General features: G+C 67.9%; 21 protein-coding genes. 8 read left to right on the plus strand and 13 right to left on the minus strand.

From position 1 onward, the window contains the following. Positions 1 to 62: 62 nt before the first annotated feature. Complete coding sequence (locus tag GWK18_RS10045) at positions 63 to 1484, minus strand: cation:dicarboxylase symporter family transporter (protein WP_348535921.1); 1422 nt, start codon at positions 1482 to 1484, stop codon at positions 63 to 65. 249 nt (positions 1485 to 1733) lie between these two features. Here GWK18_RS10045 and GWK18_RS10050 point away from each other — a divergent pair, with 249 nt between their 5' ends. Together GWK18_RS10050 and GWK18_RS10055 are read left to right on the plus strand one after the other, a co-directional pair. Continuing rightward, on the plus strand, positions 1734 to 3500 hold the full coding sequence (locus GWK18_RS10050) for a sensor histidine kinase (protein WP_166835022.1): 1767 nt from the start codon (positions 1734 to 1736) through the stop codon (positions 3498 to 3500). Continuing rightward, positions 3497 to 4219, plus strand: a complete 723-nt coding sequence (locus GWK18_RS10055) for a response regulator (RefSeq protein WP_166835024.1) — start codon at positions 3497 to 3499, stop codon at positions 4217 to 4219. The genes GWK18_RS10050 and GWK18_RS10055 overlap by 4 nt, the downstream gene beginning before the upstream one ends. Before the next feature lie 4 nt (positions 4220 to 4223). On the opposite strand, the gene GWK18_RS10060 is transcribed toward GWK18_RS10055, so the two are convergent. Then, entirely contained in the window at positions 4224 to 6218 is a 1995-nt protein-coding gene (locus GWK18_RS10060; RefSeq protein WP_166835026.1) for an AMP-binding protein, read from the minus strand. A gap of 246 nt (positions 6219 to 6464) precedes the next feature. On the opposite strand from GWK18_RS10060, the gene GWK18_RS10065 reads away from it, so the two are divergent. The 5 genes from GWK18_RS10065 to GWK18_RS10085 all read left to right on the plus strand — a co-directional run bounded on the left by GWK18_RS10065 (position 6465) and on the right by GWK18_RS10085 (position 12012). Further along, entirely contained in the window at positions 6465 to 7172 is a 708-nt protein-coding gene (locus GWK18_RS10065) for a GntR family transcriptional regulator (RefSeq protein ID WP_166835028.1), read from the plus strand. A gap of 69 nt (positions 7173 to 7241) precedes the next feature. Next, positions 7242 to 8762, plus strand: coding sequence for an MmgE/PrpD family protein (locus tag GWK18_RS10070; RefSeq protein WP_166835030.1), 1521 nt, complete (start codon positions 7242 to 7244; stop codon positions 8760 to 8762). Next, complete coding sequence (prpB, locus tag GWK18_RS10075; RefSeq protein ID WP_166835032.1) at positions 8762 to 9670, plus strand: methylisocitrate lyase; 909 nt, start codon at positions 8762 to 8764, stop codon at positions 9668 to 9670. Before GWK18_RS10070 ends, prpB begins: the two co-directional genes overlap by 1 nt. Continuing rightward, entirely contained in the window at positions 9667 to 10809 is a 1143-nt protein-coding gene (locus GWK18_RS10080; protein WP_166835034.1) for a bifunctional 2-methylcitrate synthase/citrate synthase, read from the plus strand. The genes prpB and GWK18_RS10080 overlap by 4 nt, the downstream gene beginning before the upstream one ends. A 783-nt stretch (positions 10810 to 11592) precedes the next feature. Further along, a complete protein-coding gene (locus GWK18_RS10085; protein WP_166835036.1) occupies positions 11593 to 12012 on the plus strand; it encodes a hypothetical protein in 420 nt (139 codons plus the stop codon). 68 nt (positions 12013 to 12080) lie between these two features. Here the strand turns inward: GWK18_RS10085 and GWK18_RS10090 are convergent, their stop codons facing one another. The 11 genes from GWK18_RS10090 to GWK18_RS10140 form a co-directional block, all read right to left on the minus strand. Beyond that, the gene (locus GWK18_RS10090; protein WP_166835038.1) at positions 12081 to 13310 is read right to left on the minus strand and encodes a D-alanyl-D-alanine carboxypeptidase family protein; all 1230 of its coding nucleotides are present in this window, start codon (positions 13308 to 13310) and stop codon (positions 12081 to 12083) included. Positions 13311 to 13422: 112 nt separating this feature from the next. Continuing rightward, the gene (locus GWK18_RS10095) at positions 13423 to 14421 is read right to left on the minus strand and encodes a site-specific tyrosine recombinase XerD (protein ID WP_348535922.1); all 999 of its coding nucleotides are present in this window, start codon (positions 14419 to 14421) and stop codon (positions 13423 to 13425) included. Between the two features lie 19 nt (positions 14422 to 14440). Further along, complete coding sequence (locus GWK18_RS10100) at positions 14441 to 15142, minus strand: NUDIX hydrolase (protein ID WP_166835040.1); 702 nt, start codon at positions 15140 to 15142, stop codon at positions 14441 to 14443. Between the two features lie 62 nt (positions 15143 to 15204). Then, positions 15205 to 16938 (minus strand): CTP synthase, encoded by a 1734-nt coding sequence (locus tag GWK18_RS10105; RefSeq protein ID WP_166835042.1) that lies wholly within the window; start codon positions 16936 to 16938, stop codon positions 15205 to 15207. 48 nt (positions 16939 to 16986) lie between these two features. Further along, entirely contained in the window at positions 16987 to 18723 is a 1737-nt protein-coding gene (gene recN / locus GWK18_RS10110) for a DNA repair protein RecN (RefSeq protein ID WP_166835044.1), read from the minus strand. After that, positions 18720 to 19835, minus strand: a complete 1116-nt coding sequence (locus GWK18_RS10115; RefSeq protein ID WP_166835046.1) for an NAD kinase — start codon at positions 19833 to 19835, stop codon at positions 18720 to 18722. The genes recN and GWK18_RS10115 overlap by 4 nt, the downstream gene beginning before the upstream one ends. A 37-nt stretch (positions 19836 to 19872) precedes the next feature. Next, a complete protein-coding gene (locus GWK18_RS10120; RefSeq protein ID WP_166835048.1) occupies positions 19873 to 20634 on the minus strand; it encodes a TlyA family RNA methyltransferase in 762 nt (253 codons plus the stop codon). Then, positions 20631 to 20867 carry a hypothetical protein gene (locus GWK18_RS10125; protein ID WP_166835050.1) on the minus strand — a complete coding sequence of 79 codons (237 nt, stop codon included), beginning with the start codon at positions 20865 to 20867 and terminating at the stop codon, positions 20631 to 20633. Before GWK18_RS10125 ends, GWK18_RS10120 begins: the two co-directional genes overlap by 4 nt. After that, positions 20864 to 21895, minus strand: coding sequence for an HAD-IIA family hydrolase (locus GWK18_RS10130; RefSeq protein ID WP_166835052.1), 1032 nt, complete (start codon positions 21893 to 21895; stop codon positions 20864 to 20866). Before GWK18_RS10130 ends, GWK18_RS10125 begins: the two co-directional genes overlap by 4 nt. After that, complete coding sequence (locus GWK18_RS10135; RefSeq protein WP_166835054.1) at positions 21885 to 22814, minus strand: hypothetical protein; 930 nt, start codon at positions 22812 to 22814, stop codon at positions 21885 to 21887. The genes GWK18_RS10130 and GWK18_RS10135 overlap by 11 nt, the downstream gene beginning before the upstream one ends. Before the next feature lie 23 nt (positions 22815 to 22837). Next, entirely contained in the window at positions 22838 to 23728 is an 891-nt protein-coding gene (locus tag GWK18_RS10140) for a hypothetical protein (RefSeq protein ID WP_166835056.1), read from the minus strand. Between the two features lie 314 nt (positions 23729 to 24042). Between GWK18_RS10140 and GWK18_RS10145 the strand changes: the two genes are divergently transcribed. Then, positions 24043 to 25254 (plus strand): dicarboxylate/amino acid:cation symporter, encoded by a 1212-nt coding sequence (locus tag GWK18_RS10145; RefSeq protein WP_166835058.1) that lies wholly within the window; start codon positions 24043 to 24045, stop codon positions 25252 to 25254. The last annotated feature ends 127 nt before the right edge of the window (positions 25255 to 25381 follow it).

Genomic DNA, 25381 nt, shown 5'->3' on the forward strand with positions numbered 1-25381 from the left:
CGTCCCGCCCATCAGGGGTGATGGGCGGGACGACTCACCGGTCAGCAGGGACGGGCTCTACGTCAGTAGACCTTGGAGGCCGGGTAACCCTCGGTGGCCTGCTCCGCGGAGTTCGGCGAGGCGTGCGGATCCACGGCCATGCTGGCCTCGTCGAAGGGCAGCTCGCCCTTGAGGACGTCGCGGACGCGCTGCTTGTCGATCTGCTTGACCCACGTGCCCAGAACCAGGGTGGCGACGGCGTTGCCGGAGAAGTTGGTCAGCGCACGGGCTTCGGACATGAAGCGGTCGATACCGACGACCAGGCCGACGCCGTCGACCAGGTCCGCACGGTGGGCCTGCAGGCCGGCGGCCAGGGTGGCCAGACCCGCACCGGAGACACCGGCCGCGCCCTTGGAGGCGATGATCATGAACACCAACAGGGTGATCTGCTCACCGAGGGCCATCGGGGTCCCCATGGCATCGGCCACGAACAGCGAGCCCATGGTCAGGTAGATCGCGGTTCCGTCCAGGTTGAACGAGTATCCGGTGGGGACCACGATGCCCACGACCGGCTTGGACACACCCAGGTGTTCCATCTTGGCGATCAGGCGCGGCAGGGCGGCCTCAGAGGAGGAGGTCGAGAAGATCAGCAGGTACTCGCGTGCCAGGTACTTCATGAGCGAGAAGATGTTCACGCCGGAGACGACCTTCAGCATGATGCCCAGGATGACCACGATGAACAGCACACAGGTGATGTAGAACGCCACCATCAGGACGATCATCGAGGTGATGGCCTGCACGCCGGTGGCACCGACGACGGCGGCGATGGCGCCGAACGCGCCGATCGGGGCCAGCCACATCACCATCATGAGCAGTCGGAACACGATGGCCTGGATGTAGGTCATCGCCTTGAGCACGGGCTTGCCGGACTCCCCCATGGCCTGCAGCGCGAATCCGATCAGCAGTGCCACGAACAGGGTCTGGAGAATGTTGCCCTCGGTCAGGGCGGACAGCAGCGTGGTGGGGATGATGCCCAGGAGGAAGCCGATCATGCCGCCTTCCTCGCTACCGCTACCGCCACCGCCGTGTCCGGCGTCGGCCGGGACCTCATAGGTCGCCTGGCTCATGTCCAGGTTGCTGCCCGGGTGGATGATGTTGCCCACCAGCAGGCCGATGGCCAGCGCGAACGTGGACATGGTCAGGAAGTAGGCCAGGGCCATACCGCCGACCTTGCCGACCGTGGCGGCCTGGGCGATGGATCCGACGCCCAGGACGATGGTGCAGAAGATCACGGGGGCGATCATCATCTTGATGAGCGCGATGAACGCCGTGCCCAGCGGCTTGAGGGCCACCGCGGTGTCAGGGGCGATGAGGCCCAGTGCGGCACCCGCGATGACCGCCACGATCACGGAAATGTAGAGGAAGTGGGTGCGGTCCTTCTTCTTGACGGGTGCGCCCTGCGACGACGATGTCGCGTTGGCGGGCTCAGAGGCTGCGTTGGCCACGAGGTTCTCCTCAGCAGGTCGGCGCCGGTGCATTCACGGCGGATACTGGACGGGCCTGGACCCGGGCACTCGTGGCCCAGGTTCACGTCATAGAGTTCCCCGGGAACGTGACCGCCGTCGCATTGCGGTCATAGTGGTCGCGATCACAACTCTGGGGACACCGTCCGCGCTCCGCGCAGTGCGGACGCACAACGACGACGAACGACAGAGACCGACGACAACGCCGAGGACCGAGAAGAGGAGGCCGCCATGTCCCTTGCACGCCGCTTCCTGCTGATGCAGCTGCTGCTGGTACTGGGCATCACCGTGATCGTTGCCGTGGTGCTGGTGGACCGGACCTCTTCGGACGTCGAGGACAAAGCGCGCAGCGTCACCCGGGCCACGACCCTGACTCTCTCCGAGGACCAGTGGATCGCCGAACAGGCCAAGACCGAGGACCCGCACTCAACTCTGCAGCCGTTGGCCGATGAACTCGTGGCCGATTCGGACATCGACTGGGTCACGATCATGGACACCGACGGCACCCGGTGGACCCACCCGTGGCCGGAGTACATCGGCAAGCCGTACAGCGGCTCGATCGACGCCGCCCTGGACGGGGAATTGAGCACCACCACGGAGATGGGGCAGATGGGCATGTCCGCCCGCACCATCGCACCGGTGAGGGACCAGGACGGGGAGATCGTCGCACTGGTGGCCACGGGGGTGTTGCTGGACAACATCGCGGCCGATTCCTGGGCGCAGGTTCCGCTGCTGATCGCGATCGCGCTGGTCCTGTTCCTGGCCGCCAGTGCCGTGACCGCCGGACTCTCCCGCTACCTCTCCCGGGTCACGGGTGGGAGGCAGCCCGAGGAACTGGCGGAAGCCGTGGCCGTCCAGGACGCCGTCCTGGAACGCGCCGCTCAGGGCCTGCTGCTGGTCGACGACGGCCGCCTGGTCCTGGCCAACCCCAGAGCCCGGGAACTGCTGGACATCGACGACAACGTCCTGTCCGAACCCCGGGCTCACACCTCCGCCCTGTGGCGCATGCTCGAACGACGGCGAGCGCGCGGGGTCAAGCTCACGGACCTGGACCTGCCGGAGGAACTCGTGGCGTTGCTGCTGGCCGAGGAGAACGTGCTGGAACGTTGGGTCGTCGTCGGGGAACACACGTTGATCGTGAGCACCACGCCGGCATCCAAGCCCTCCAACGGCACCGTTGCCGTGGTCCGGGACCACACGGAGCTGAGCCGGCTGTCCGGGCAGCTGCAGTCCACGACCCTCATGGCCGATGCCCTGCGCTCGCAGACCCACGAGCACGCCAACCGGATGCACACCGTGGTCTCGCTCCTGGAGCTGAACCGGCCGGAGGAGGCGCTGCACTTCGCTTCCGAGGACCTGCGCCGTTCGCGGGGACTTGCCGGGGACGTGGAATCGGCCGTGACCGATCCCGTGCTGGCAGCGCTCCTGCTGGGCAAGACCTCGGCCGCCCATGAACGCGGCGTGCGCCTGGACGTCAGCGTCCACGGGGATCCTCCACCCCTGCCGTTCACCCCGGGAGAGACGGTGACCGTCGTCGGGAACCTGATCGACAACGCCGTGGACGCCCTGGTCGAATACAGGGACGGTTCGGGGCCGCAGACGGGCACCACCGACCCCGCTGCGCACACGGAAGCACCCACCGTGGAGGTCGAGCTCACGGAGATCGACGACGGCGGCCACCCCGCAGCACTCCTCACGGTCGCGGACAACGGCCCCGGGATCTCCCCCGACCTTCAGGAATCTGTCTTCCAGCGGGGTTTCAGCACCAAACCGGTCGACAACGGTGACCCGAACCGCGGCGTGGGGCTTGCGCTGGTGCGCACGGTCGTGGAGCGGCACGGTGGCAGCATTGAGTTCCATGACGACGGCGGCGCCGTGTTCGTGGTGACGGTCCCGCTGGCTGCGACCGAGACGCCCGGGCACGGTGAGGCCGTCCCCGCGGCTTCACCCCGTGTCCCCGAACCGAACCCGACCCACGTGATGGAGGCCGACGCATGAACCCCGAGGTGACGCGGAACCGGGGCGCGAACGGCCCCGTCCTGCGCGTGCTGATCGTGGAGGACGAGCCGCTGACGGCGGAGTCGCACTTCGAATACGTGCGCCACACCCCGGGCTTCGAACCCGTGGGCACGGCGGGCACGGCAGCCGAGGCGTTACGCGCAGTGGCCGGGCTGCGCAAGACCGGGCGCCCGGTGGATCTCATCCTGCTGGACGTGAATCTCCCGGATGCCACGGGCCTTGACGTGGCCCGGAGGTTGCGTGGCGCCGGGGAGAACGTGGACCTGCTCGCGGTCACCGCGCACCGGGACGTCGACACCGTCCGGGCGGCCAGCGCCCTGGGCGTGGTGGGGTACGTCATCAAGCCCTTCCTCCGCGAGGACCTGGTCCGTCGCCTCGAGGCCTACCGGGACTACCGACAGGCCCTGGACGCCACGGGCACCATCGACCAGGCCGACCTAGACCGGGCCATGACCGCGCTGCGCTCCCCCGGCCAACCCGCCTCCACCCCCAAGGGACTCGCGCCGGAAACCCTGCAACGGGTCCAGGAGATCCTGGCCGGGGGTGAATGGCTCTCGGCCACCGAATTGGCCGCACGCGCCGGCATGTCCCGTGTGACGGCCCGGCGCTACCTGGAGTACCTGGCCGAACGCCACCTTGCCCAGCGGCGCCCACGGCACGGGACCGTGGGCCGCCCGGAGATGGAATACGGCCGCTGAGCGCTCAGGCGCCGGTACGCAGGACTTCCGAAATCGCTTCCAGCACGGCCGGGTCCTCGATGGTCGAGGGCACCGGCGCCTCCACGCCGTCGGCGATCTGACGCATGGTTTTGCGCAGGATCTTGCCGGAGCGGGTCTTGGGCAGCGCGTCCACAACCGCGATGTGCTTGAGGTCGGCCACCGCACCGATCTGGTTGCGCACCATGGCCACGAGCTCTTGGATCAGGCGGTCCTCGTCGATCTCCGCGCCCGCCTTGAGCACCACGTACCCGGAGGGACGCTGACCCTTGAGATCGTCGGCCACACCGATGACCGCGCACTCGGCCACCTTGGGGTGGGACGCGAGCACCTGCTCCATGTGCCCCGTGGAGAGGCGGTGGCCGGAGACGTTGATGACGTCGTCGGTGCGGCCCATGACGTAGACGTAACCGTCCTGGTCCATGAGCCCCGAGTCACCGGTCGCGTAGTAGCCGTCGAAGGCCGTGAGGTAGGAGTCGATGAAACGCTGGTCGTTGCCCCACAGCGTGGCCAACGTCCCGGGAGGCAGCGGGAGCTTGACCGCGATGTTGCCCTCCTCGCCACGGCCCACGGGGTCGCCCAGCGGGTCCAGGATCTCCACCTGGTAACCGGGGATCGGCACGGTCGGGGAACCCGACTTGAGTTCCAGTGCTTCCAGGCCCATGGGGTTGCCCGCGATCGCCCAGCCCGTTTCGGTCTGCCACCAGTGGTCCACCACGGGGACCCCCAGGACGCGGGAAGCCCAGCTCCAGGTCTCCGGGTCCAGGCGCTCGCCGGCCACGTAGAGGGTCCGGAGGCTGGAGATGTCGTAGTCCTTGACCAGCTCACCCTCCGGGTCCTGGCGCCGGATGGCGCGCAGGGCCGTGGGTGCGGTGAAGAAGGACCTGACCTGGTGGTCCTGGATCAACCGCCAGAACGCACCGGCATCAGGGGTGCCCACCGGCTTGCCTTCGTAGATCACGGTGGTCGCGCCGGCGATCAGCGGCCCGTAGACGATGTAGGAGTGGCCCACCACCCAGCCGACGTCGGAGGCGGTGGCCATGACCTCGCCCGGGGCCACGTTGTAGATGTTCTCCATGGTCCAGGCCAGAGCGGTCGCGTGACCGCCGTTGTCCCGCACCACACCCTTGGGAGTGCCCGTGGTACCGGAGGTGTAGAGCACGTAGAGGGGGTCCGTGGCGGCCACGGGCACGCAGTCGGCCGGTTCGGCCTCCGCGACCGCGCCGGCCCACGACTTCCAGGCCACGCCGGTCGATCCGGCGTCGGCTTCCGTCTGCATTTCCTGGACGGAGTGCTCGAACCCGTCACGCTCGTGCACGAACACGGTTCCCGGGGTGTGCCCGGCCATGCCGATCGCCTCGGCCACAGCGGGCAGGTACTCGATACGACGCTTGGGCTCGACACCACCGGATGCCGTCACGACGGCGGTCGGCCGGCAGTCGTCGATACGCACCGCGAGTTCCTTGGGCGCGAACCCGCCGAACACCACCGAGTGGACGGCACCCAGACGCGCAGTGGCCAGCATGGCGATCGCGGCCTGGGGAATCATCGGCAGGTAGATCAGGACGCGGTCACCCTTGCTCACGCCGGCCGCTGCGAGCGCCCCTGCGAACGCGGCGACCTTTTCCTGCAACTGGGCGTATGTGATCTTCTCCTGGAGGCCGAGCACGGCGGAGTCGTAGATGATCGCCGTGCGGTCCCCGTGTCCGGCCTGGACGTGGCGGTCCACGGCGTTGTGGCAGGTGTTGAGCACACCGTCGGGGAACCACCGGTAGATGGGGGCGTTGGAATCGTCGAGGGCCTTGGTCGGCGCGGTCTCCCAGTCGATGCGTCGGGCGGCATCGAGCCAGAACCCTTCGGGGTCTTGGACGCTGCGGGTGAATTCGGCCGCATAGGTGCCGTCACCGGGCAGCGAACCGAGGCCCCCGGCCGCAGGCAGATCCGTGGCGTCCTGTGTGGGTTCTTCCTGATGCTGGCTCATGGCCGCTTCCTTTCGCTGCGATCTCGGTCTCGGTGGTCCCGGACTCGGCAGGCCTGGGATTCAAGAGGCCTGGACCGGTCTTCGTCACTCGTCCGTCACTGATGGCCACACTAGTGACCCCGATCACGCACCACCACCCCTATGTATACATTTTTCCAAGTTTCTTGAGCACTTCCGTGGTGGATGGTGCGAATCCTGCGATCTGTGTATACATTAGGGCGCAACGGCCATGAGAGGAGGATCACCGTGCGAGCCAGCCAACGCGTGTACGAACAACTGCGCAGCGAGATTCTCGACGGCGTCCTCCCGCCCGGTCAGGTACTCGGCGAGGTCGAGCAGTCCCAACGGTTCGGCATGTCCCGCACCCCGGTGCGCGAGGCCATCGGCCGGTTGGCCGCGGAGGGCCTGGCAGAGCAGCAAGGTGGTCGCGGCGTCGTCGTCTCTGAAGTCACGGTGGACGACATCGCCCCTCTGTTCGAGGTGCGGGAAGCCCTGGACATCCAGGCTGCGCGGTTGGCCGCATTGCGTTGCGATCCTGCCGAGTTCGCGGCCCTGGCCGACCGGCTCCAGGAGGTCGCCGGCCTCTTCGACTCCTCGCAGCACTGCACGGACCAGGATCCACCAGCCACGTACTACGAGCTCGTCGAGCAGATGGATCGCGCCATCGACGCCGCGGCCGCCAACCCGTGGCTGGATGCGGCGTCGTCCACCGTGCGCATGCAGCTGGCCCGCGTCCGGCGCCTGGCCGCTCACGACCCCTCCCGTCTGGCAGCCGCCGCACGCGAGCACGAACAGATCGCCCGCGCCATTTCGACCGGATCGACCCAGCTGGCCGAAGCAGCGGTCCGGCTGCACCTGAACAACGCCCTGAACTCCGCGCTCACCCGAGCGCCGCACAGCAATCCGCACAGCAACTCCGACAGCAGTCTCAGCGAAGCTCCCGCCCAGGCGTGACACCGGGCAACCGCCCGAATCCCAGCAAGTGGCCCGGCGCCGTCGGGCAGAACCACGAGAGGACATTCCATGACCGTCAACCACTCCGTCCGAGTCCACCCGTCGTCGGACAACCTGGCCAAGGAAGACCAGTTGGCATGGAAGGTCGCCGAGGTCGCGGCCGACTCCGTGGAGGTCACGCCCGAGGTCACCGAAATGGTCATCAACCGCGTCCTGGACAACGCCTCCGTGGCGATCGCGTCTCTGAACCGCGGGCCGATCGTGTCCGCCCGTGACCAGGCACTGGCGCACAAGCCCGGCCCCGGTGGAACCGGCGCGGGGGTGTTCGGTGTGGACGCCGCCCAGACCAAGGTCTCCCCCGAATGGGCTGCCTGGGCCAACGGTGTGGCCGTCCGTGAGCTCGACTACCACGACACCTTCCTGGCCGCCGAGTACTCCCACCCCGGTGACAACATCCCGCCGATCCTTGCCGTGGCCCAGCACGCGGGTTCCAACGGCCGGGACCTGGTCCGAGGCCTGGCCACCGGGTACGAGATCCAGGTGGACCTGGTCAAGGCGATCTGCCTGCACAAGCACAAGATCGACCACGTGGCGCATCTGGGCCCGTCGGCCGCCGCCGGCATCGGCACCCTGCTGGGTCTGGACACCACCACGATCTTCCACGCGATCGGGCAGGCGCTGCACACCACCACCGCCACCCGCCAGTCCCGCAAGGGCGAGATCTCCACCTGGAAGGCCCACGCCCCGGCCTTCGCCGGCAAGATGGCCGTCGAGGCCGTGGACCGTGCGATGCGCGGGCAGACCTCCCCCACCCCGATTTGGGAGGGCGAGGACGGCGTGATCGCCTGGATGCTGGACGGCAAGGACGCCGCCTACGAGGTCCCGCTGCCCGCCCCGGGTGAGGCCAAGCGCGCCATCCTGGACTCCTACACCAAGGAGCACTCGGCCGAATACCAGGCCCAGGCCTGGATCGACCTGGCCCGCAAGCTGCACTCCCAGCACCCCGAGATCGCGGATCCGGCCAACGTGGAGCGCATCGTCCTGCACACCTCCCACCACACGCACTACGTGATCGGTTCGGGCGCGAACGACCCGCAGAAGTACGACCCCAAGGCCACTCGCGAAACTCTGGACCACTCGATCCCCTACATCTTCACCGTGGCCCTGCAGGACGGGTCCTGGCACCACGTGGACTCCTACGCCCCCGAGCGTGCGGGCCGCCCGGACACGGTCGAGCTGTGGCACAAGATCACCACGGAGGAGGACGCCGAGTGGACCCGCCGGTACCACTCCCTGGACATCTCCGAGAAGGCCTTCGGTGGCCGCGCGGAGATCGTGCTCAAGGACGGCTCCACGATCGTCGACGAGATCGCCGTGGCCGACGCCCACCCGCTGGGTGCCCGCCCGTTCGCCCGCGAGCAGTACCTCAACAAGCTACGCACCCTGGCCGACGGCCTGGTGGCAGACACCGAACTGGAGCGGTTCATCCAGGCCGCCGAGAGCCTGCCCGAGCTGGGCGCCGGGGACCTGGACGCGCTCAACGTGACCGCCGCCGTCGAACTCAAGACCGGCACGAAGGGGATCTTCTGATGTTGTACTCACACGTCACAGCAGAGGCCAAGCGCCTCAAGTTCAGGCAGCTGCTGGCCGAGGACCGTTGCGTCCAGTTCCCGGGGACCTTCACGCCGTTGGCCACCAAGGTCATCCAGGACAAGGGTTTCGACGGCGTCTACATCTCCGGCGGTGTGCTGGCCAACGAACTCGGGCTTCCCGACGTCGGCCTGACCACCCTCACGGAAGTGGCCCAGCGCGGCGCCCAGATCGCCCGGTCCACGGACCTGCCCACCCTGATCGACGCCGACACAGGTTTCGGTGAGCCCATGAACGTGGCCCGCACGATTCAGGAACTCGAGAACGCCGGGGTCTCCGGGTGCCACATCGAGGACCAGTTCAACCCCAAGCGCTGCGGCCACCTGGACGGGAAGTCCGTGGTGGACCTGGAAACCGCCGTCAAGCGGATCCAGGCGGGGGTCCAGGCACGCCGTGACCCGAACTTCGTGATCATGGCCCGCACGGACATCCGCGCGATCGAACCACTCGAGGTCGCGATCGAAAGGGCCCAGGCCCTCGTGGAGGCCGGCGCGGACGTGATCTTCCCGGAGGCGCTGCGGGACATCCACGAGTTCGAGGCCGTCGCCTCCGCCGTGTCCGTGCCGGTGCTGGCCAACATGACCGAGTTCGGCAAGTCCGAACTGTTCACGGTCCAGCAGTTGCAGGACGCCGGGGTGTCCATGGTGATCTACCCCGTTTCCGCCCAGCGGGCGGCCATGGGCGCGGTCGAACGACTGCTGGACACCATCAAGGCCGACGGCACCCAGCAGGCGGCCGTGGCCGACATGCAGACACGTGCCCGTTTGTACGAGACAGTTGACTACGACGGCTACGGCGCATTCGACAGCAATGTCTTCAACTTCGAGGTTCCCGGAGGACGATCATGAGCGAGAACACTGAGATCAAGAAGGGTCTGGCCGGTGTGGTGGCCGATGTCACCGCGGTGTCCAAGGTCAACCCTGATTCCAACTCCCTGCTCTACCGGGGGTATCCGGTGCAGGAACTGGCCGCCAGCTGTTCCTTCGAGCAGGTTGCACTGCTCATGTGGAACGGTGAGCTTCCCACGGACGAGGAACTTGCCACGTTCACGTCGTTCGAGCGGGCCAACCGCGCCCTGACGCCGGAGCTCAAGGCAGTGATCGACGCTCTGCCCACCGACTGCCATCCGATGGACGTGTGCCGTACCGCGGCCTCCGTCCTGGGCGCGCAGCACCCCAAGGCTGAGGACGAGTCCCCTGAGGCGGAGCTCGAAAAGGCCCAGGCGCTCTTCGCGCAGATGCCGGCCGTGGTCTGTTATGACCAGCGGCGCCGCCACGGCCAGGAGCCGATCGAACCGCGTGAGGACCTGAACTATTCGCAGAACTTCCTGTGGATGGCCTTCGGCGAGGAGGCGGCGCCCGAGGTGGTCGAGGCCTTCAACGTGTCGATGATCCTGTACGCGGAGCACTCCTTCAACGCGTCGACGTTCACGGCACGCGTGGTGACCTCCACCCTGTCCGATCTGCACTCGGCCGTGACCGCTGCAATCGGCGCGCTCAAGGGCCCGCTGCACGGTGGCGCCAACGAGGCCGTCATGCACACCTTCGAGGAACTCGGCATCCGCAAGGACGAATCCGCCGAGGAGGCCGAGGCGCGTGCCAAGGCCTGGATGGACGACGCCCTGGCGCAGAAGAAGAAGGTCATGGGATTCGGCCACCGCGTCTACAAGAACGGTGACTCCCGCGTGCCGACCATGCAGGACGCCCTGTTCCGCATGCTGGACCACTACGAGCGCCCCGAGCTGTTGGGCCTCTACAACGGTCTGGCCAAGTCCATGGACGAGGCCAAGGGCATCAAGCCCAACCTGGACTACCCCGCGGGGCCGACCTACTGGCTCATGGGTTTCGACATCCCCACGTTCACCCCGATCTTCGTGTGCGCCCGCATCACCGGCTGGACCGCGCACATCATCGAGCAGCGTGCGGCGAACTCCCTGATCCGCCCGCTGTCGGCCTACAACGGCTCTGAGGAGCGCCACGTGAGCTGACCTTCAGCTCTGTTGGACCGACGACGACGGTGCCGCCCTTCTGGAACTGCATTGCTTGACGTTCCACGGAGGGCGGTGCCGTCGTCGTGCGCGCTGTTGGTGAGGGTTTGACAGGGAAAAGGCCCTGGCGAGGGGCTGAAGATGGCCGTTTCCCTGTCAAGGCTCCCGTCTGCTACGTAAGTGGTCTGTGGACAACGCCCATCCACACTCCTGCGACCCTATGGTCACCGTGTGAAGTCACCGCCACGCACAGGACAGCGCTTCCCCAAACCGGAGGTCCGGAGCACCTGGGACTGGGGACGGCGCTCCCGTGCCTTGTCGAACGATCCCCGGATGACCCGGGTGTCTCACGGGTACTGGGCGCGCTGGCCAGCGGGGATCCCACCGGTGGACCTGCATCATTGGGAGAGGGCCGCCCTGTTGCAGCCACTATTGGGCCCTGACCTACGGGTCTCGCATCTGAGCGCGGGCCGTCTGTGGGGCTTTCCCCTGTCCCCACACCTGGCCTGGATCCACGACCTCCTCGGAGAGGCCCCACAGACACCACGACACGACGAACGCCCGCACCTGTCGAAAGCTCACGGCCGTCCGAGCCAGTCGGCACAAGGCCACGTACTTCACCGAGGCCTGGGGTTGCCTCCGGCCAACGGCTTGTGGGGAGCGAACGTCACCAGCGCCCTGGAGACTCTCCTGGCGTTGCAGCCCCTCCTGCCGGGTTGGAGGGGGGTTGCTGCCGTGGACTTCCTGTTGGCGCACGGGACATCCATGACTGACCGTCGTCCGATGAGCATCGCCGAGCTCGAAAGTGAACTGGATGCACTTCCCATCCATACCCACGGGGCCAGGTCCTTGCGGGTTGGTGTGTCCAGGGCCGTCGAGCGGACGTGGTCCCCCATGGAGACTGTTCTCCGGCTCCTGGTTGAGCACTGGGGGTTCCCACGGCCCGTGCCGAACGTCTGCGTGATGCTTCCGGACCACTCCACGGCCTACGTGGATCTTGCCTGGCCGGACAAGAAGGTCGGGCTGGAATACAACGGTCGCGGCCACTACCTGGACCCCGGCTACGTGGAAGAGATGCACCGTTTGAATCAACTTCAGGACGCGGGGTGGCAGATCCGCAATGTCTTGTTGAACGACTTGAAGCTCCCGGATCGCCTGTACGGCCTCCATCTCTGGCTCACACGGGCCCTCAGTGGAGATTGACAGGGAAAAGGCCCTGCCGAGGGGCTGAAGATGGCCGTTTCCCTGTCAAGGCTCCCGTCCGGTCCAGGTCAGTAAGTCGGCGCCTTCGGCTGGCCCAGGTAGCCCTCGTAGGTCACGTACCCGCTGTACCGGAGCGACTTGGAGGTCTTGGTGCCCACGTAGCGCAGGTGCCACGGCTCGTAGGAGTATCCCGTGGTTGCGGTGTGGCCCTTGGGGTAGCGGATGATGAATCCGTACTTCCACCCGTTGTTGGCGACCCAGCGGCCTGCCGGTGTGGTCTCGAAGCAGGCTTGGAGGCCGCAGGCTCCGTTCGGGTTGCCGACGTCCACGGTGAGCCCGGTCTGGTGTTCGCTGTAACCGGGGCGGGCCGAAATCAGATCAGCCTGGGCCTGCCCGTACTTGTTCACGTACCCGTTGTAGAGCGACGACTGGGTGGCGTACGACCGGTAGCCGCTGACGGCGGTCAGGCCCACGCCCTGGGCAGAGGCGTCCCGGCGCATACGGTCCCACGCGTCCGCGGCGGGGTCACGCAGGTAGATGCCGCTCGTGGCGCGCAGGTCGGTCGGTGCATAGGTCTTGGGGTTGAGCGGTCGCTTCTTGTTGACCAGCGTGAAGATGCTGTTGGCCTCGTCGATGTTGCGATAGGTCCGCGTTCCACGGCTGGGGGTCCAGCCGATGCGGCCACGTTCGAAGGACTGGGTGCACCACCCGTAGCCGCAGGTCTTGTCCGACGTGGGATAACCGAGCGGTCCGCTTGCCCGCTTCTGAGCGTTCCACGCCGTGTAGGTCGCTCCGTTCACCGGGTGCGCCCCATTGGCCGGTCTCCAGTAGATCCGCCCGTGCTGGAAGGGCTGCCAGCAGGCCCCGTCCCGCAGTCCGCAGGCTTTGTCCGCCGTCGGGTAGCCGAGGACACCGCCCTCCCTGCCGTGCTTGAGGTAGGAGCTCAACGTCGCGCCGGACACCACTTTGGCCCCGGTCTTGGGGCTCCACAGGATGATCGCCGTCCGGTAGCCGCGGACGCATCCGCCCTGCGCCAACCCGCAACGTTCAGCGGTCGTGGGTGGTCCCATCCAGCCTGTGGAGCCACCTTCAGCCGCGTGTTTGGCATCGATGGCGGTGGCTGCCGAGGCCGGGGTGCCGGAGGTCGCCGCGAGCATCGACGACGCCAGGAGGGCAACGACCAGCAGGACCAGTGCCTGCCAGAGACTTCGACGTCGTCGCTGAGGCTCCGGACCATGCGGAACGGACACGGCCGGGGTGCGGGAGTCGCAAGTGGCGACGCTGCCAGACATGCTCATGTCTTGAGATTAGATCCGCAACCGAACCTTGGCGTTGCCTGGGAGGTTGCACCTTGATCACAATCGCGTCGCACGTCGCGGGCCGGTAACGGCGGTAATCGCCCCTGGGCGTCTAACGCGCCCGCGGGTGGGCCGTGCTCCAGACCTCTCTCAGGGAATCGGCCGTCACCAGCGTGTAGACCTGGGTGGTGGTGACCGACGCGTGCCCCAGCAGCTCCTGCACCACGCGGAGGTCCGCCCCGCCCTCCAAGAGGTGCGTGGCGAACGAGTGGCGCAGAGTGTGCGGGGTGACCTCCACGCCGTCTTCGGCCAGCCCGGACCGTTCGGCGGCGGCCTTGATCGTGTTCCACGCAGTCTGTCGGCTGATCCGACCGCCGCGGGCGTTCAAGAACACCGCCGCGTTGGCCTTGCCCTTGGCCGACAGTTCGGGGCGGCCACGGACCAGCCACGCGTCCAGCGCCGCCACGGCCGGACGCCCCAACGGCACCATCCGCTGCTTCGACCCCTTGCCGAACAGACGGATGAACGGGAGCCCCTGTTCCTCGCCCCCGGTGGCACCGCGAACGGCGGCTGAAAGGTCGTCGACGTCCAGGCCGATGGCCTCCGACACCCGGGCACCCGTCGAGTACATGACCTCCAACAGGGCGCGGTCCCGCAACCCCGCGGGTGTGGACGGGTCGGGCGCCTCGAGCAGCCGCGTCACGTCCCGTACGGAGATGGCTTTGGGCAGCCGCATCCCGGGTGTCGGCGGGGAGACTTCGGCCGCCGGGTCCGTCGTCGTCAAACCTTCGAGTGCCCAGAACCGGTGTGCACCCCTGACAGCGACGACGACGCGCGCCGCGCTCCTGGCGCTCAGACCAGCCCCCGGGACCGGCCCATCCGATGGACGCTGGAGGTGGCGCACGAAAGCAGACACGTGAGCGGCCTGGACCGAGGCGGGGTCGTCGACGGGGGCGGCGGCCGGCGGGTCCGCAACGTGCTGGACGAAGTCCAGGTAGCGGGTCAGGTCTCGCCGGTAGGCACTGAGGGTGTTCGCAGCGACCCCGCGTTCCACCACCAGGTGCTGGAGATACCGTTCGACGGCGCGCTCCAACCGCGTCGGAGCGGTCACCGTGAGAGTCCTCGGACCGTCAACGCTGGTCCGGAGGGATGATCGAGCGGGTCACCACTCCCCCGGAGTTCCGCAGTTGCGGGTGGGCGGGCCAGGGCGCCGACGGATCGCGCAGGGTGGCCCACCCGGTGGCGCGGGCGGCGTGGGCGGCCAGCGCGCCGACCACCAGGTTGGGGCTGCTGACCCGGCCCGCCAGAACAGCCGCGACCACGTCGTCCAGGGGAACCCGGGCGCTGACGATCTCGGACTCCTCGTCGGATCGTTCGTGCCGCTGGTCCTCCGGCACCTCGCTCAGACCACGGGCCAGGAACACCCGGATGGCCTCGGCCGAGGAGCCGGGGCTGTTGTTGAAGTCCGCCAGAATCCGGAGGTCCTCGGGCTCGAGGTCCGCTTCCTCCGCGAGTTCCCGGCGCGCCGTGACTTCCGGGCGTTCCCCTTCCATGTCCAGGATGCCCGCCGGGATCTCCCACATGGTCATTCCCACCGGGTGCCGGTACTGGCGGATCAGGTGCATCCGGTCCTGGTCGTCCAGGGCCACCACCGTCACGGCGCCCGGGTGGGTGATGAAGTCCCGGGTCATCCGCGGACCGCCGTCCGACAGCTCGAACTGCTCTGCCTGGACGTCCCAGATCCGGCCTTCGTACACGCGCTCGGAGCTCAGGACCCGGCGCGGGTCCACGGCGTCAGCGAGCTCCTCGGGTCCCAGTTCGACGAACTCCACGGCGATCCTTCCGGGGCGGTTGGGTGCGGGTGGGATGCGACGGGCCGGTCACGGCCCGGCGCTCAGGCCTGCGCGGGTTCTTCGGCGCGAGCGGCCTGCCGGTCCAATGCCGCCTTGACCAGCCCGTCGAACAACGGGTGCGGACGGGTCGGGCGGGAGAGGTACTCGGGGTGTGCCTGCGTGGACACGTAGTAGGGGTGGACCTCCGCGGGCAGCTCGACGAACTCGACCAGGGTGCCGTTCGGGGAGGTGCCGCCGAAGACCAGTCCCGCGTCCTCGAGCTGCTGACGGTAGGCGTTGTTGACCTCGTAGCGGTGCCGGTGGCGCTCCTGCACCTCGGTCGCGCCGTAGGCCGCTGCGACTACGGGCCCTTCCTTGAGCGTGGCCGGGTACAGGCCCAGTCGCATGGTTCCGCCCAGATCCCCCGCGCCCTCCACAAAGGCCTTCTGCTCCTCCATGGTCGCGATCACGGGCGTGCTGGTGTCCGGGTCGAACTCCGTGGAGGAAGCCTCCGGCAGTCCGGCCACGTTGCGCGCGTACTCCATGACCATGCACTGCAGGCCGAGGCACAGTCCGATGGTCGGCAGGCCGGTGGTCCGTGCGAACTTCAGGGCCCCGAGCTTGCCCTCAAGACCGCGGATGCCGAAACCGCCCGGGACGCAGATGGCGTCCACGTCACCGAGTTCACGGGCAGCTCCTTCGGGAGTCGCGCACAGGTCGGAGGCGACCCACTTGAGCTTGACCCGGGTGTTGTTGGCGAACCCGCCGGCCCGCAGGGCCTCAGAGACGGACAGGTAGGCGTCCGGGAGGTCGATGTACTTGCCCACCAGGCCCACGGTCACGTGGTGCGCCGGCTCGTGCACGGCCGAGAGCAGGCGGTCCCACTGCCCGAAGTCGGCTTCCTGGGTGGGGATTCCGAACCAGTCCAGGATGTAGGAGTCCAAGTTCTGCGAGTGCAGCGTCTTGGGGATGTTGTAGATCGACGGCGCGTCCGCGCAGGAGATCACGGCGTCGACGTCGACGTCACACGCATCGCCGACCTTCTTGCGCATTCCGTCCGGGACCTCACGATCGCAGCGCAGGACCAGGGCGTCCGGCTGGATGCCGAGGTTGCGCAAGGCCGCCACCGAGTGCTGGGTCGGCTTGGTCTTGAGCTCGCCTGAGGGGCCGATGAACGGGATCAGGGAGACGTGCAGGTAGAACACGTTCTTTCGCCCGATGTCCCGGCGGATCTGGCGGGCGGCTTCGATGAACGGCTGGGACTCGATGTCACCGACCGTGCCGCCGATCTCCGTGATGATGATGTCGGGAGCCTCTTCGCCCTCCGGCACGTTGTCCGCGTGCCAGCGCATCCGGGTCTTGAGCTCATCCGTGATGTGCGGGATGACCTGCACGGTCTGTCCCAGGTACTCGCCGCGACGCTCCTTGGCGATCACCGCGGAGTACACCTGGCCGGTGGTCACGTTGGAGGATGCGTCAAGGTTCTCGTCCAGGAAGCGCTCGTAGTGCCCGATGTCCAGGTCGGTCTCGGCACCGTCGTCGGTCACGAAGACTTCACCGTGCTGGAAGGGGTTCATGGTGCCCGGATCCACGTTGAGATAGGGATCGAGCTTCTGCATGGTGACCTTGAGGCCACGGGCTTTGAGAATCATGCCCAGTGAGGATGCCGTGAGTCCCTTACCCAGGGAGGAGGCGACACCTCCCGTGACGAAAATCTGTCGGGTGACCTTCGCGGAAGCGGGGGTCTCGGACTGCGTCTGGCCTGCCGTCGAGGCGGCGTCGTATGCGTTCACCACGGGATTCGAGCCTATCACTGGAGGGAGGGGAACAGGAGAGGAATTACGTCAGGAGCTGTGTGACTCCGGTAGCACCGCGTTGTTCAGGAGTTCCTGCGCGTGTTCGCGTGCCGCCCGGGAGTCCTCGTGTCCCGCGAGCATGCGGGCCAACTCGATCACACGTTCGTCCGGGTCCAGGACTCGGACGTCGGACACGGTCGAATCCGAACTCTTGGACACCAGGATGTGTTCGTCGGCGAACGCGGCCACCTGGGGCAGGTGGGTGACCACCAGCACCTGGACGTGCTGGGCCAACATCTTGAGGCGGCGTCCGATCTCCACGGCTGCCTTACCGCCCACCCCGGAATCCACCTCGTCGAACACGAACGTGGGAACGGGATCTACGGCGGCCAGCACGACTTCCAGCGCGAGCATGAGACGGGAGAGCTCACCGCCCGATGCGCCCTTGCCCAACGGGCGCGGTGAGGCCTCCGCGTGGGGACGCAGCAGGAACTCGACGCGGTCCCGCCCGTTGCGGTCGAAGGACTCGGTCGGTTCGACCTCCACGACCAGGGCCGCGTTCGGCATGGCCAGCGCGGCCAGTTCCTCACGAACGGAGGCACACAGTTCCTCCGCCGCGGCACGACGACGATCCGTCAACCCCGCGGACTGAGCCGAGAGTTCGCGTTCCAGCTCCTCGAGCCGTTGGGCCAGTTCTTCCTCGCGGTGAGGGTCCTCGACGAGCGTGTCGAGCCGTTCGCGCGCGGTGCGGGCGAACTCCAGGACCTCGGCGATGTCAGCACCGTAGGTACGGGTCAAGGAGCGCAGGGCCGCCCGGCGCGATTCGACTTCCGCCAGCCGAGCGGGCCCGTCCTCGTCCAGACCCGCGGCGTATCCGGAGAGGTCCCCGGCGACGTCGTTGACCAGAATCGACAGTTCCCGCACCCGCTTTGCCAGGTCTTCGAGCTCCGGATCCGCGTCCGATTCCTGGTCCAGGGCGTTTTGCGCCGCTGCGATCAGCACGACGGCTGCCGGCGCGTCCGGCTCCGCGTCGTCGCCGTTGAGCGCCGCGTGCGCGGTGGTGGCGGCGGTACGCAGGGATTCCAGGTGGGTCAGTTTCTGCGACTCGGCGTCCAGCTCGACATCTTCCCCGGGGCGGGGCTCGACACCGTCGATCTCTTCGAGCGCGACCTGCAGGCTCTGGGCTTCCAGTGCGCGTTCGCGGACCTTGTCGCGGATCTCGCGCAATTCGGCGCGTGTGGCTTCGAACTGTTCGAGGGTCTGCCGGTAGGCCGCTAGCATCTGCGGGAAGTCACCCGAGGCGTGCACGGTGGCGTAGGTGTCCAGGGCGTGCCGCTGCGCCGCCGCGGAGGTCAGACGCAGTTGGTCGGACTGGCCGTGGACGGCCACCAGGGTCTCCCCGATATCACCCAACCTGGCGACCGGCGCGCTGCGCCCTCCCACGTGTGCCCGGGAACGCCCGGCAGCCGCGACGGTGCGGCTGAGCTGGAGAGTGGCCGTGCCGTTCTCACCGGGGTCGCGGTCCACGTCTCCCCCGGCATCCTCGACCAATGCCACGGCGGCGTGGTCGACAGGCACCGTGACGACGGCTTCCGCCAACGCTTTGTCAGCCCCCGTGCGCACCGCTCCGGCGTCGGCCCGGTGTCCCAGGAGCATGTCCAGCGCGGTGACCACCATGGTCTTGCCCGCGCCGGTTTCGCCCGAGAGGATGCTCAGGCCCGGGCCCAGCGGCAGGACGGCATCGGTGATGACGCCCAGGTCGCGAATGTGGATCTCCTCGATCACGAGGGTCCCCCGTCCGTTCCAGCTGACTTCTCACCGTGACGGTCGGCGTCGTCGAACGGATCGTGCGCGATCTCGCGCCCCACGGGGATGCGTTGACCCTCGACCGGTTGGGTCCCGTACGTCGGTTGGACGATGGGCAACGTGGAGGTGGGCGGCGGGGCGTCCTCGGACTGGGTGCGCGGGCCGCGCCAACCCACCGTGGGGAGCTCGAACTTGCGCACCAACCGTTCGGAGAACGGAGTCAGGTGCATGCGTGCCAGGGTCACCGGCCGCGGCGAGCGCGTGACCTCGATCCGTGATCCCGGTGGCAGGTCGACCGTACGACGGCCGTCGCACCACAGGACACCGCGGGCATCCGTCCGGGTCAGGACCTCCACCGCCATGGTCGACGACGGCGCGACGACCAGCGGCCGGGAGAACAAGGCGTGTGCGGACAAGGGCACCATCAGCAGGGCTTCGACCTCCGGCCACACGACCGGGCCGCCCGCGGAGAACGCGTAGGCCGTGGAGCCGGTGGGCGTGGCCAGGATGACGCCGTCGCAACCGAAGCTGGAGATGGGTCGCTGGTCGATCTCGGTGACGACCTCGAGCATCTTCTCGCGGTCGCCCTTTTCGATCGAGGCCTCATTCAGAGCCCAGGTGTGCAGGACCTTCTTGCCGTCCTGCCACACCACGACGTCCAGGGCCATGCGGTTCTCGACCGTGTAGCGACCGTCGACCACGGCTTCCACGGTTTCGGCCAGGCCCGAGCGTTCGGATTCCGCCAGGAACCCGACGTGCCCCAGGTTGACGCCCAGCAGCGGGACGTCGACGTCACGGATGAGTTCTGCGGCGCGGAGGATGGACCCGTCACCGCCCAGGACCATGACCAGTTCCAGCTCCCGCAGGGCACAGTCCGTGGGCAGCAGGTCAACGGGCGGCATGGCCTGCCCGTTCGTTGCATCGGCCAGGGCCCGGCGGTCGTCCTCGGTCAGGACCGGCCGCAGCCCGGCGTCGTGCAGTTGCTGCACGGTCTGTTCGGCGGCGATGCGCGCTTCGGCGCGGCCCATGTGGGCGAGCACCAAGACGCGACGGGTGCCCGCAACCTGGTCACCGGTCACGTCAGTAGTCATGGGTTCCAGCCTACGTGTTCGGGAGGACACCGTGGGTTCAGGCCCCGCTGCCCGGGCGCCGGAGCCACAGGAAGAACTCCCGGTTGCCGTCCTGGCCCGGCAGCGGTGACAGGACACGTCCGTGCTCTTCCAAGCCTGCCGCGCGCGCCGAGGCCACCACGGTTTCGACAGCTTCCAGACGCTGCTGCTCGCTGGTGACCACGCCTGTGCGGCCCAGGCGCTCGGCACCGACCTCGAACTGAGGCTTGACCATCAGGATCAGATCGCCGCCGGGTTCCGTGGCGTGCGTCAGCGGCTCGACCACGAGCGTGAGGGAGATGAAGGACAGGTCGCACACGGTCAGCTGAGCCGGTCCGCCGATCCGCTCGGGCGTCAGGTACCGGACGTTGAGGCCTTCGTGCACGTGAACTCGCCGGTCCTGCCGCAGGGATTCGACCAGTTGGCCGTGGCCGACGTCGACCGCGACCACGTGATCCGCCCCGCGGCGCAGCAGGACGTCCGTGAATCCGCCTGTTGAGGCCCCTGCGTCCAGACAGCGACGCCCCTGCACACGGACGTCAGGGAACGCATCCAGCGCACCGGCCAGTTTGTGTCCGGCGCGGCTCACGTACTCGGGCTCGGTACCGGGAGCCACGGTGACCTCAGCCTGCGGACCCACCTTGACGGAGGACTTGCGCACGACGACGCCGTCGACGCTGACTCTCCCCTCATCGAGCCACCCGGAAGCCTGAGTACGCGAACGGGCAAGGCCGCGGTCCACCAGGGCGCGGTCCAGGCGCACCGGATCCGCCGAGCTCAAGCCCGGGGCCCCGGGGTGGATGGGGCAGCTGCGCCATTGGCCGGAACGGCGTTGACGGGCGCGTCAAGAACCTCGGTCAGCCGTTCGTGGGCCTCCTGGTAGAGCCCGGCGTGCTCGTCGACGGCGCTGGCCGTGATCTGCTCCAGCTCGGTCAGTGCGCGGTCCACGGCGGTGTGCCCCGTGGGGTTGAACTCGCCCCGGACTGCCTCCGCCGTGCTCGTGGGTTCGCTCACGCGTGCTCCCAGACCACGCAGGGCGACGTCGGCTCCTCAGCTTGCGGGTTCAGTTCCCACCACGCCGCGAAGGCTGCCCGCCATGCGTCCAGGTCCGAGGACTCACCGCGCACCACCACGCTCTGCCCTTGTGCTCTGGCACTGGCCTGACCGCAGTCGGCGCGGACCCAGTGACCGGAAACCTCTCCGTCCGAGCCGTCGTCGCCCAGTTCCGTGCGCACCGAGGACACCGGTTCGAACAGCTCCGCCAGGGTGTTGATCACGTGCGTGGGACGTTGCTCCGTCACGGCACCCAGAATCGATTCGGGAGTGTCCACGCCGGTCAGCACGGCGATGGTCGCAAAACCCGCCCGGTTTCCGCCTTGGATGTCCGTGTCGAGCCTGTCGCCGATCACCACCGGGCGTGAGGAACCCACCCGTTTGGCGCCGTCGTGAAAAATCGGGGCCTCCGGCTTGCCTGCAACCAGCGGAGTGCGCTTGGTCGCCGATGCCACGGCGGCCACCAACGTCCCGTTGCCGGGGGCGATCCCCCGCGCCTGTGGAATGGAGCCGTCCGTGTTCGTGGCCACCCAGAGCACGTTCGGGTCCGCGAGCACGAACGCAGCTTCGGCCAGGTCCTTCCACGCGATCCCTGGATCGAATCCCTGCACCACGGCCTGCGGCGCGTCGTCCTCCGACCACACCGGTTCCAGACCCGCGTCCGCCACGATGTCCGCCAGAGCGCGGGAACCCGTGATCATGACCTTCGATCCCGGATCCAGCGTCTCCGCGAGCACCCCCGCCGCAGCCTGCGCGGAACTGATGACCTCCGCGCCCGTTGTCCGGACGCCCAGGTCACTGAGGTGCTGGGCCACCTGGTCCACGGACCGGGAGGCGTTGTTCGTCACGAAGATGACCGGCACCCCCTCGGCCTTGACGGCTTCCAGGGCTTCCGGCGCGCCCGGAATGGCGTCCGGGCCCGCGTAGACCACACCGTCCAGGTCGGAGAGAACCGCGTCGAAGGAGTCGATCAAGCGGTCACCGGTCAAGGTCGGATCCTTCCGTGGCCGCTGCTCCGCCAGTTGCTTCCGTGGCTTCAGCTTCTGTTGCGGTCGCATCCTCTGTGGTGGGGGCGCCGACAGCGGGAGCTTCATCGGCCCTGACTTCAGAGGCCGCCTCGGCATCGGCCGCGACGTCGTCGTCGGCGTCGGCGTCGGCGTCGGCGTCCGTCGTGTCAGTCCCGGCGTCGTCGGCGGTGTCCGGAGCGGACTCTGTCGATTCGTCAGGGTCGGCCAGGGTCACGCCCTCCTCGACCTCGGGCTCCTCCCCGACCAGGTCGAAGATCTCCGGCTCGCTGAACTGCCCCAGGCCGAGCGCTGCCTCGGCCACAACGGCCTGCCGCTCCCACCCCTGGGCCTCGCGGTCCCGGTCCACACCGCGCAGCGCCTCCCCGTAAGCCCGGAACAGTCGCGGGCTGTAGGAGAAGCCACGGTTGCGGTCCAGCTGCGGGATCTCAAGGGCCTTGAGGGAGCCTTCCAGGTCCCCCTGGTCCCGTCGGATACCGGCGACGACGATCGCCAGCTCCACCTTGGCGTTCGCGTCAAGGTTCTCCACGGCTTCGGAGGTGGCCAGTTCAAGCGCCTTGTCCGGCTTCCCCAGGGCTCGTTCGCAGTCGACCATGAGCGGGAGGTGCACGTCGTCGCCGGTCATGCGGCGGAAGGTGCGGAACTCCTTGAGAGCCTCGTGGTACTCACCGTTCTCGTAGGCCGCGACGGCGGCGGCCTCGCGGGCAGCTGCCACGCGACCGGCCCGGCTCACCGCGTAGCGCGCGTGTTCCAGTGCGAACTCGGGCACGTCGTACAGGTAACGGCCCACCATCACCAGGTGCTTGGCGACGCCCTCGGCGTTCGTGGCCTCCAACGAGCGGATCTGGTGCAAGGTCGCGCGATCCAGCTCCTCACCGGTCACGTCGTCGTCCAGTTCCGGGGCGGTCAGCCGCGGCTTACGGTCAGCATCATCCCGGAAACGGTCCTGCGTCCGGCGGTCATCGCGCTGCGGGCCCCTGTGGTCACCACGCCGGTTGTCCCGGCGGTCGCTGCCGCGGTCATCGCGCCGGCTGTCGCTCCGATGGCCCCCGCGGTCGTCCCGACGGTTGTCGCCTGCGCGGCCATCCCGACGATCTTCACGTCGACCGTCGCGGCGGTCATTTCGCTGGTCATCTCGCCGGTTGTCGCGCCAGGAACCACGGCGGTCACCGTTGCGGTCGTCCCTGCGGTCGTCACGACGCTCGTCTCGCCGGGAATCTCGCTCATCACGTCGACCGAAGCGTTCCGTGCGCTGCTCCTCCCGGCGTCCGGACTCCCACCGGTTGCGCGCATCGGGCTTGCCGCCGTCGCGGCCGCCCTGACGTGGCTGCCAACGGTCGCCACCGTCCCGACGGCCAGTTCCGGCAGGCCGTCCTGCCCGCTGATCGTCACGACGCTCCCCGCGCCAGGCTCCGGCACGGTCCTCACGCGGTCCGCCGTCGCGCGAGTCACGGCGGTCTCCGCGGCCACCCCGGTCATCACGCCAGCCCTCGCCACGGTCATTCCACCGGTCGTTCCGACGGCCATCGCTGCGCTGACCGCCACGGTGGTCGGCTCCGGCACGTCCGCCGTAGGAACGATTCTCGCGTCGGTCGCCGCCGCCGTCGCGCGATCCGTACCCACGGCCGTCGCCGCGTTCGGAACGCTGGCCCCCGGCACGGTCGTCCGAGCGCCCCCCGGACCGAGAACCGCGGTAACCGCCGCGACGATCGTCGGAGGATCGGCCGCCCTGTCCGGGTCGGCCGCCGCGACGGTCATCGCGGCCGCTCGCGCCACGGGACCGATCCCGACCTCCACCATTACGATCCTGGGATCCCTCGGAACGGGAATCGGACATGTCACTCCTCATCGCACCACGCAACCGTGCTGCTTGAACCTCTATGTGCACAACGCTTGTGAACCGCACCCACTGCTGGAGAGGTGCGGCATTCGCGCCAGTCTACTAGGCGGTGGACCGGGGCCATCGCACCGTGAGTCCGGCGCTGTTCAACCCGTCGACGAGCCCGTCCAGGCCCTGTGATCCATGCCCGGTAACGCCTGCCGTCACCGTCGACGTGGTCATGATTGCGACGGCTTTTGCATCGGATTGTGAGAGCGCGGATGATCTACGCATGCTCAAGCGCGTCTTTGCTCCCCTCCTGCCGCGGGTGATCGCGGCCATCATCCTCGGAGTCCTGTGCGGGCTCTTCTTCCCGGAAGGGCTGGCCAGGGTCTTCACCACGTTCAACGGCTTGTTCAGCAACTTCCTCGGATTCATCATCCCGGTGCTGATCCTGGCTCTCGTGGCACCCGCCATCGCGGACCTCGGTCGGGGCGCGGGACGCTGGTTGCTCATCACCGCGGGCATCGCATATCTGTCCACGATTGTGGCCGGCTTCACCGCCTTCGGCACCGCCATGGCGCTGTTCCCCAGCCTCCTCGGAGAACGCAACGTGGGCAGCTTCACCGACCCGTCCGAAAACGCACTGACGCCGTACTTCGAAGTCACCATGCCCGCACCGATGGAGATCATGACCGCGCTGCTGCTGGCCTTCTGCATCGGTGTGGGCATCACGCTCATCCAGGGTGACACGCTGCACCGTGGTCTGGAGGAACTGCGCAACATCATCATGAAGATCGTGATCTCCGTGATCATTCCCCTCCTGCCGATCTACATCTTCGGCTCGTTCCTGGGACTGACCATGAACGGTCAGATCGGCACGGTCATCAACACGTTCTTCAAGGTCGTGATCGTGGCTTTCGCGCTCACGATCCTCTACTTGCTGGTGCAGTACGCCGTGGCCGGCGCGGTCGCAGGACGGAATCCTCTCAAGCTTCTGCGGAACATGCTCCCGGCCTACTTCACCGCGCTGGGAACTTCGTCCTCGGCCGCAACCATTCCCGTGACCCTCCAGTGCACCGTCAAGAACGGGGTCCGCGAGGACGTCGCCGGGTTCGCTGTCCCGCTGTGCGCCACCATCCACCTGGCCGGCTCCACCCTCAAGATCGTGCTGTTCAGCGTGGCAGTCATGATGTTCATGGGCCGCGACATCGATACGGGAAGCTATATCGGGTTCATCTTCATGCTGGGCATCACCATGGTGGCCGCACCGGGCGTGCCCGGCGGGGCCATCATGGCCGCCGTCGGAATCCTCAGCAGCATGCTCGGCTTCGACGAAACCATGGTCTCGATCATGATTGCCACGTATGTGGCCATCGACTCCTTCGGCACCGCCTGCAACGTGACCGGCGACGGCGCCATCGCTGTAGCGGTGAACAAGTTCTACGGAAACCGCGAGAGCACGCTCGAGGCCACGCAGGAAACCGCACCGCAGGCCTCCTGAGGCCTTCCTCGCTGCCCCACATACGACGACGCCCCCGGCCACTGTGGCCGGGGGCGGTGTCGTATGTGGGGCTCACCTGGGCCCGTGGGGGCCTGCCCCTTCCTATTGCTCCAGGGACAGGCAGAAC

Source organism: Kocuria sp. JC486, assembly GCF_011602805.1.
In the GTDB taxonomy this organism is placed as follows: Bacteria; Actinomycetota; Actinomycetes; order Actinomycetales; family Micrococcaceae; genus Kocuria; species Kocuria soli.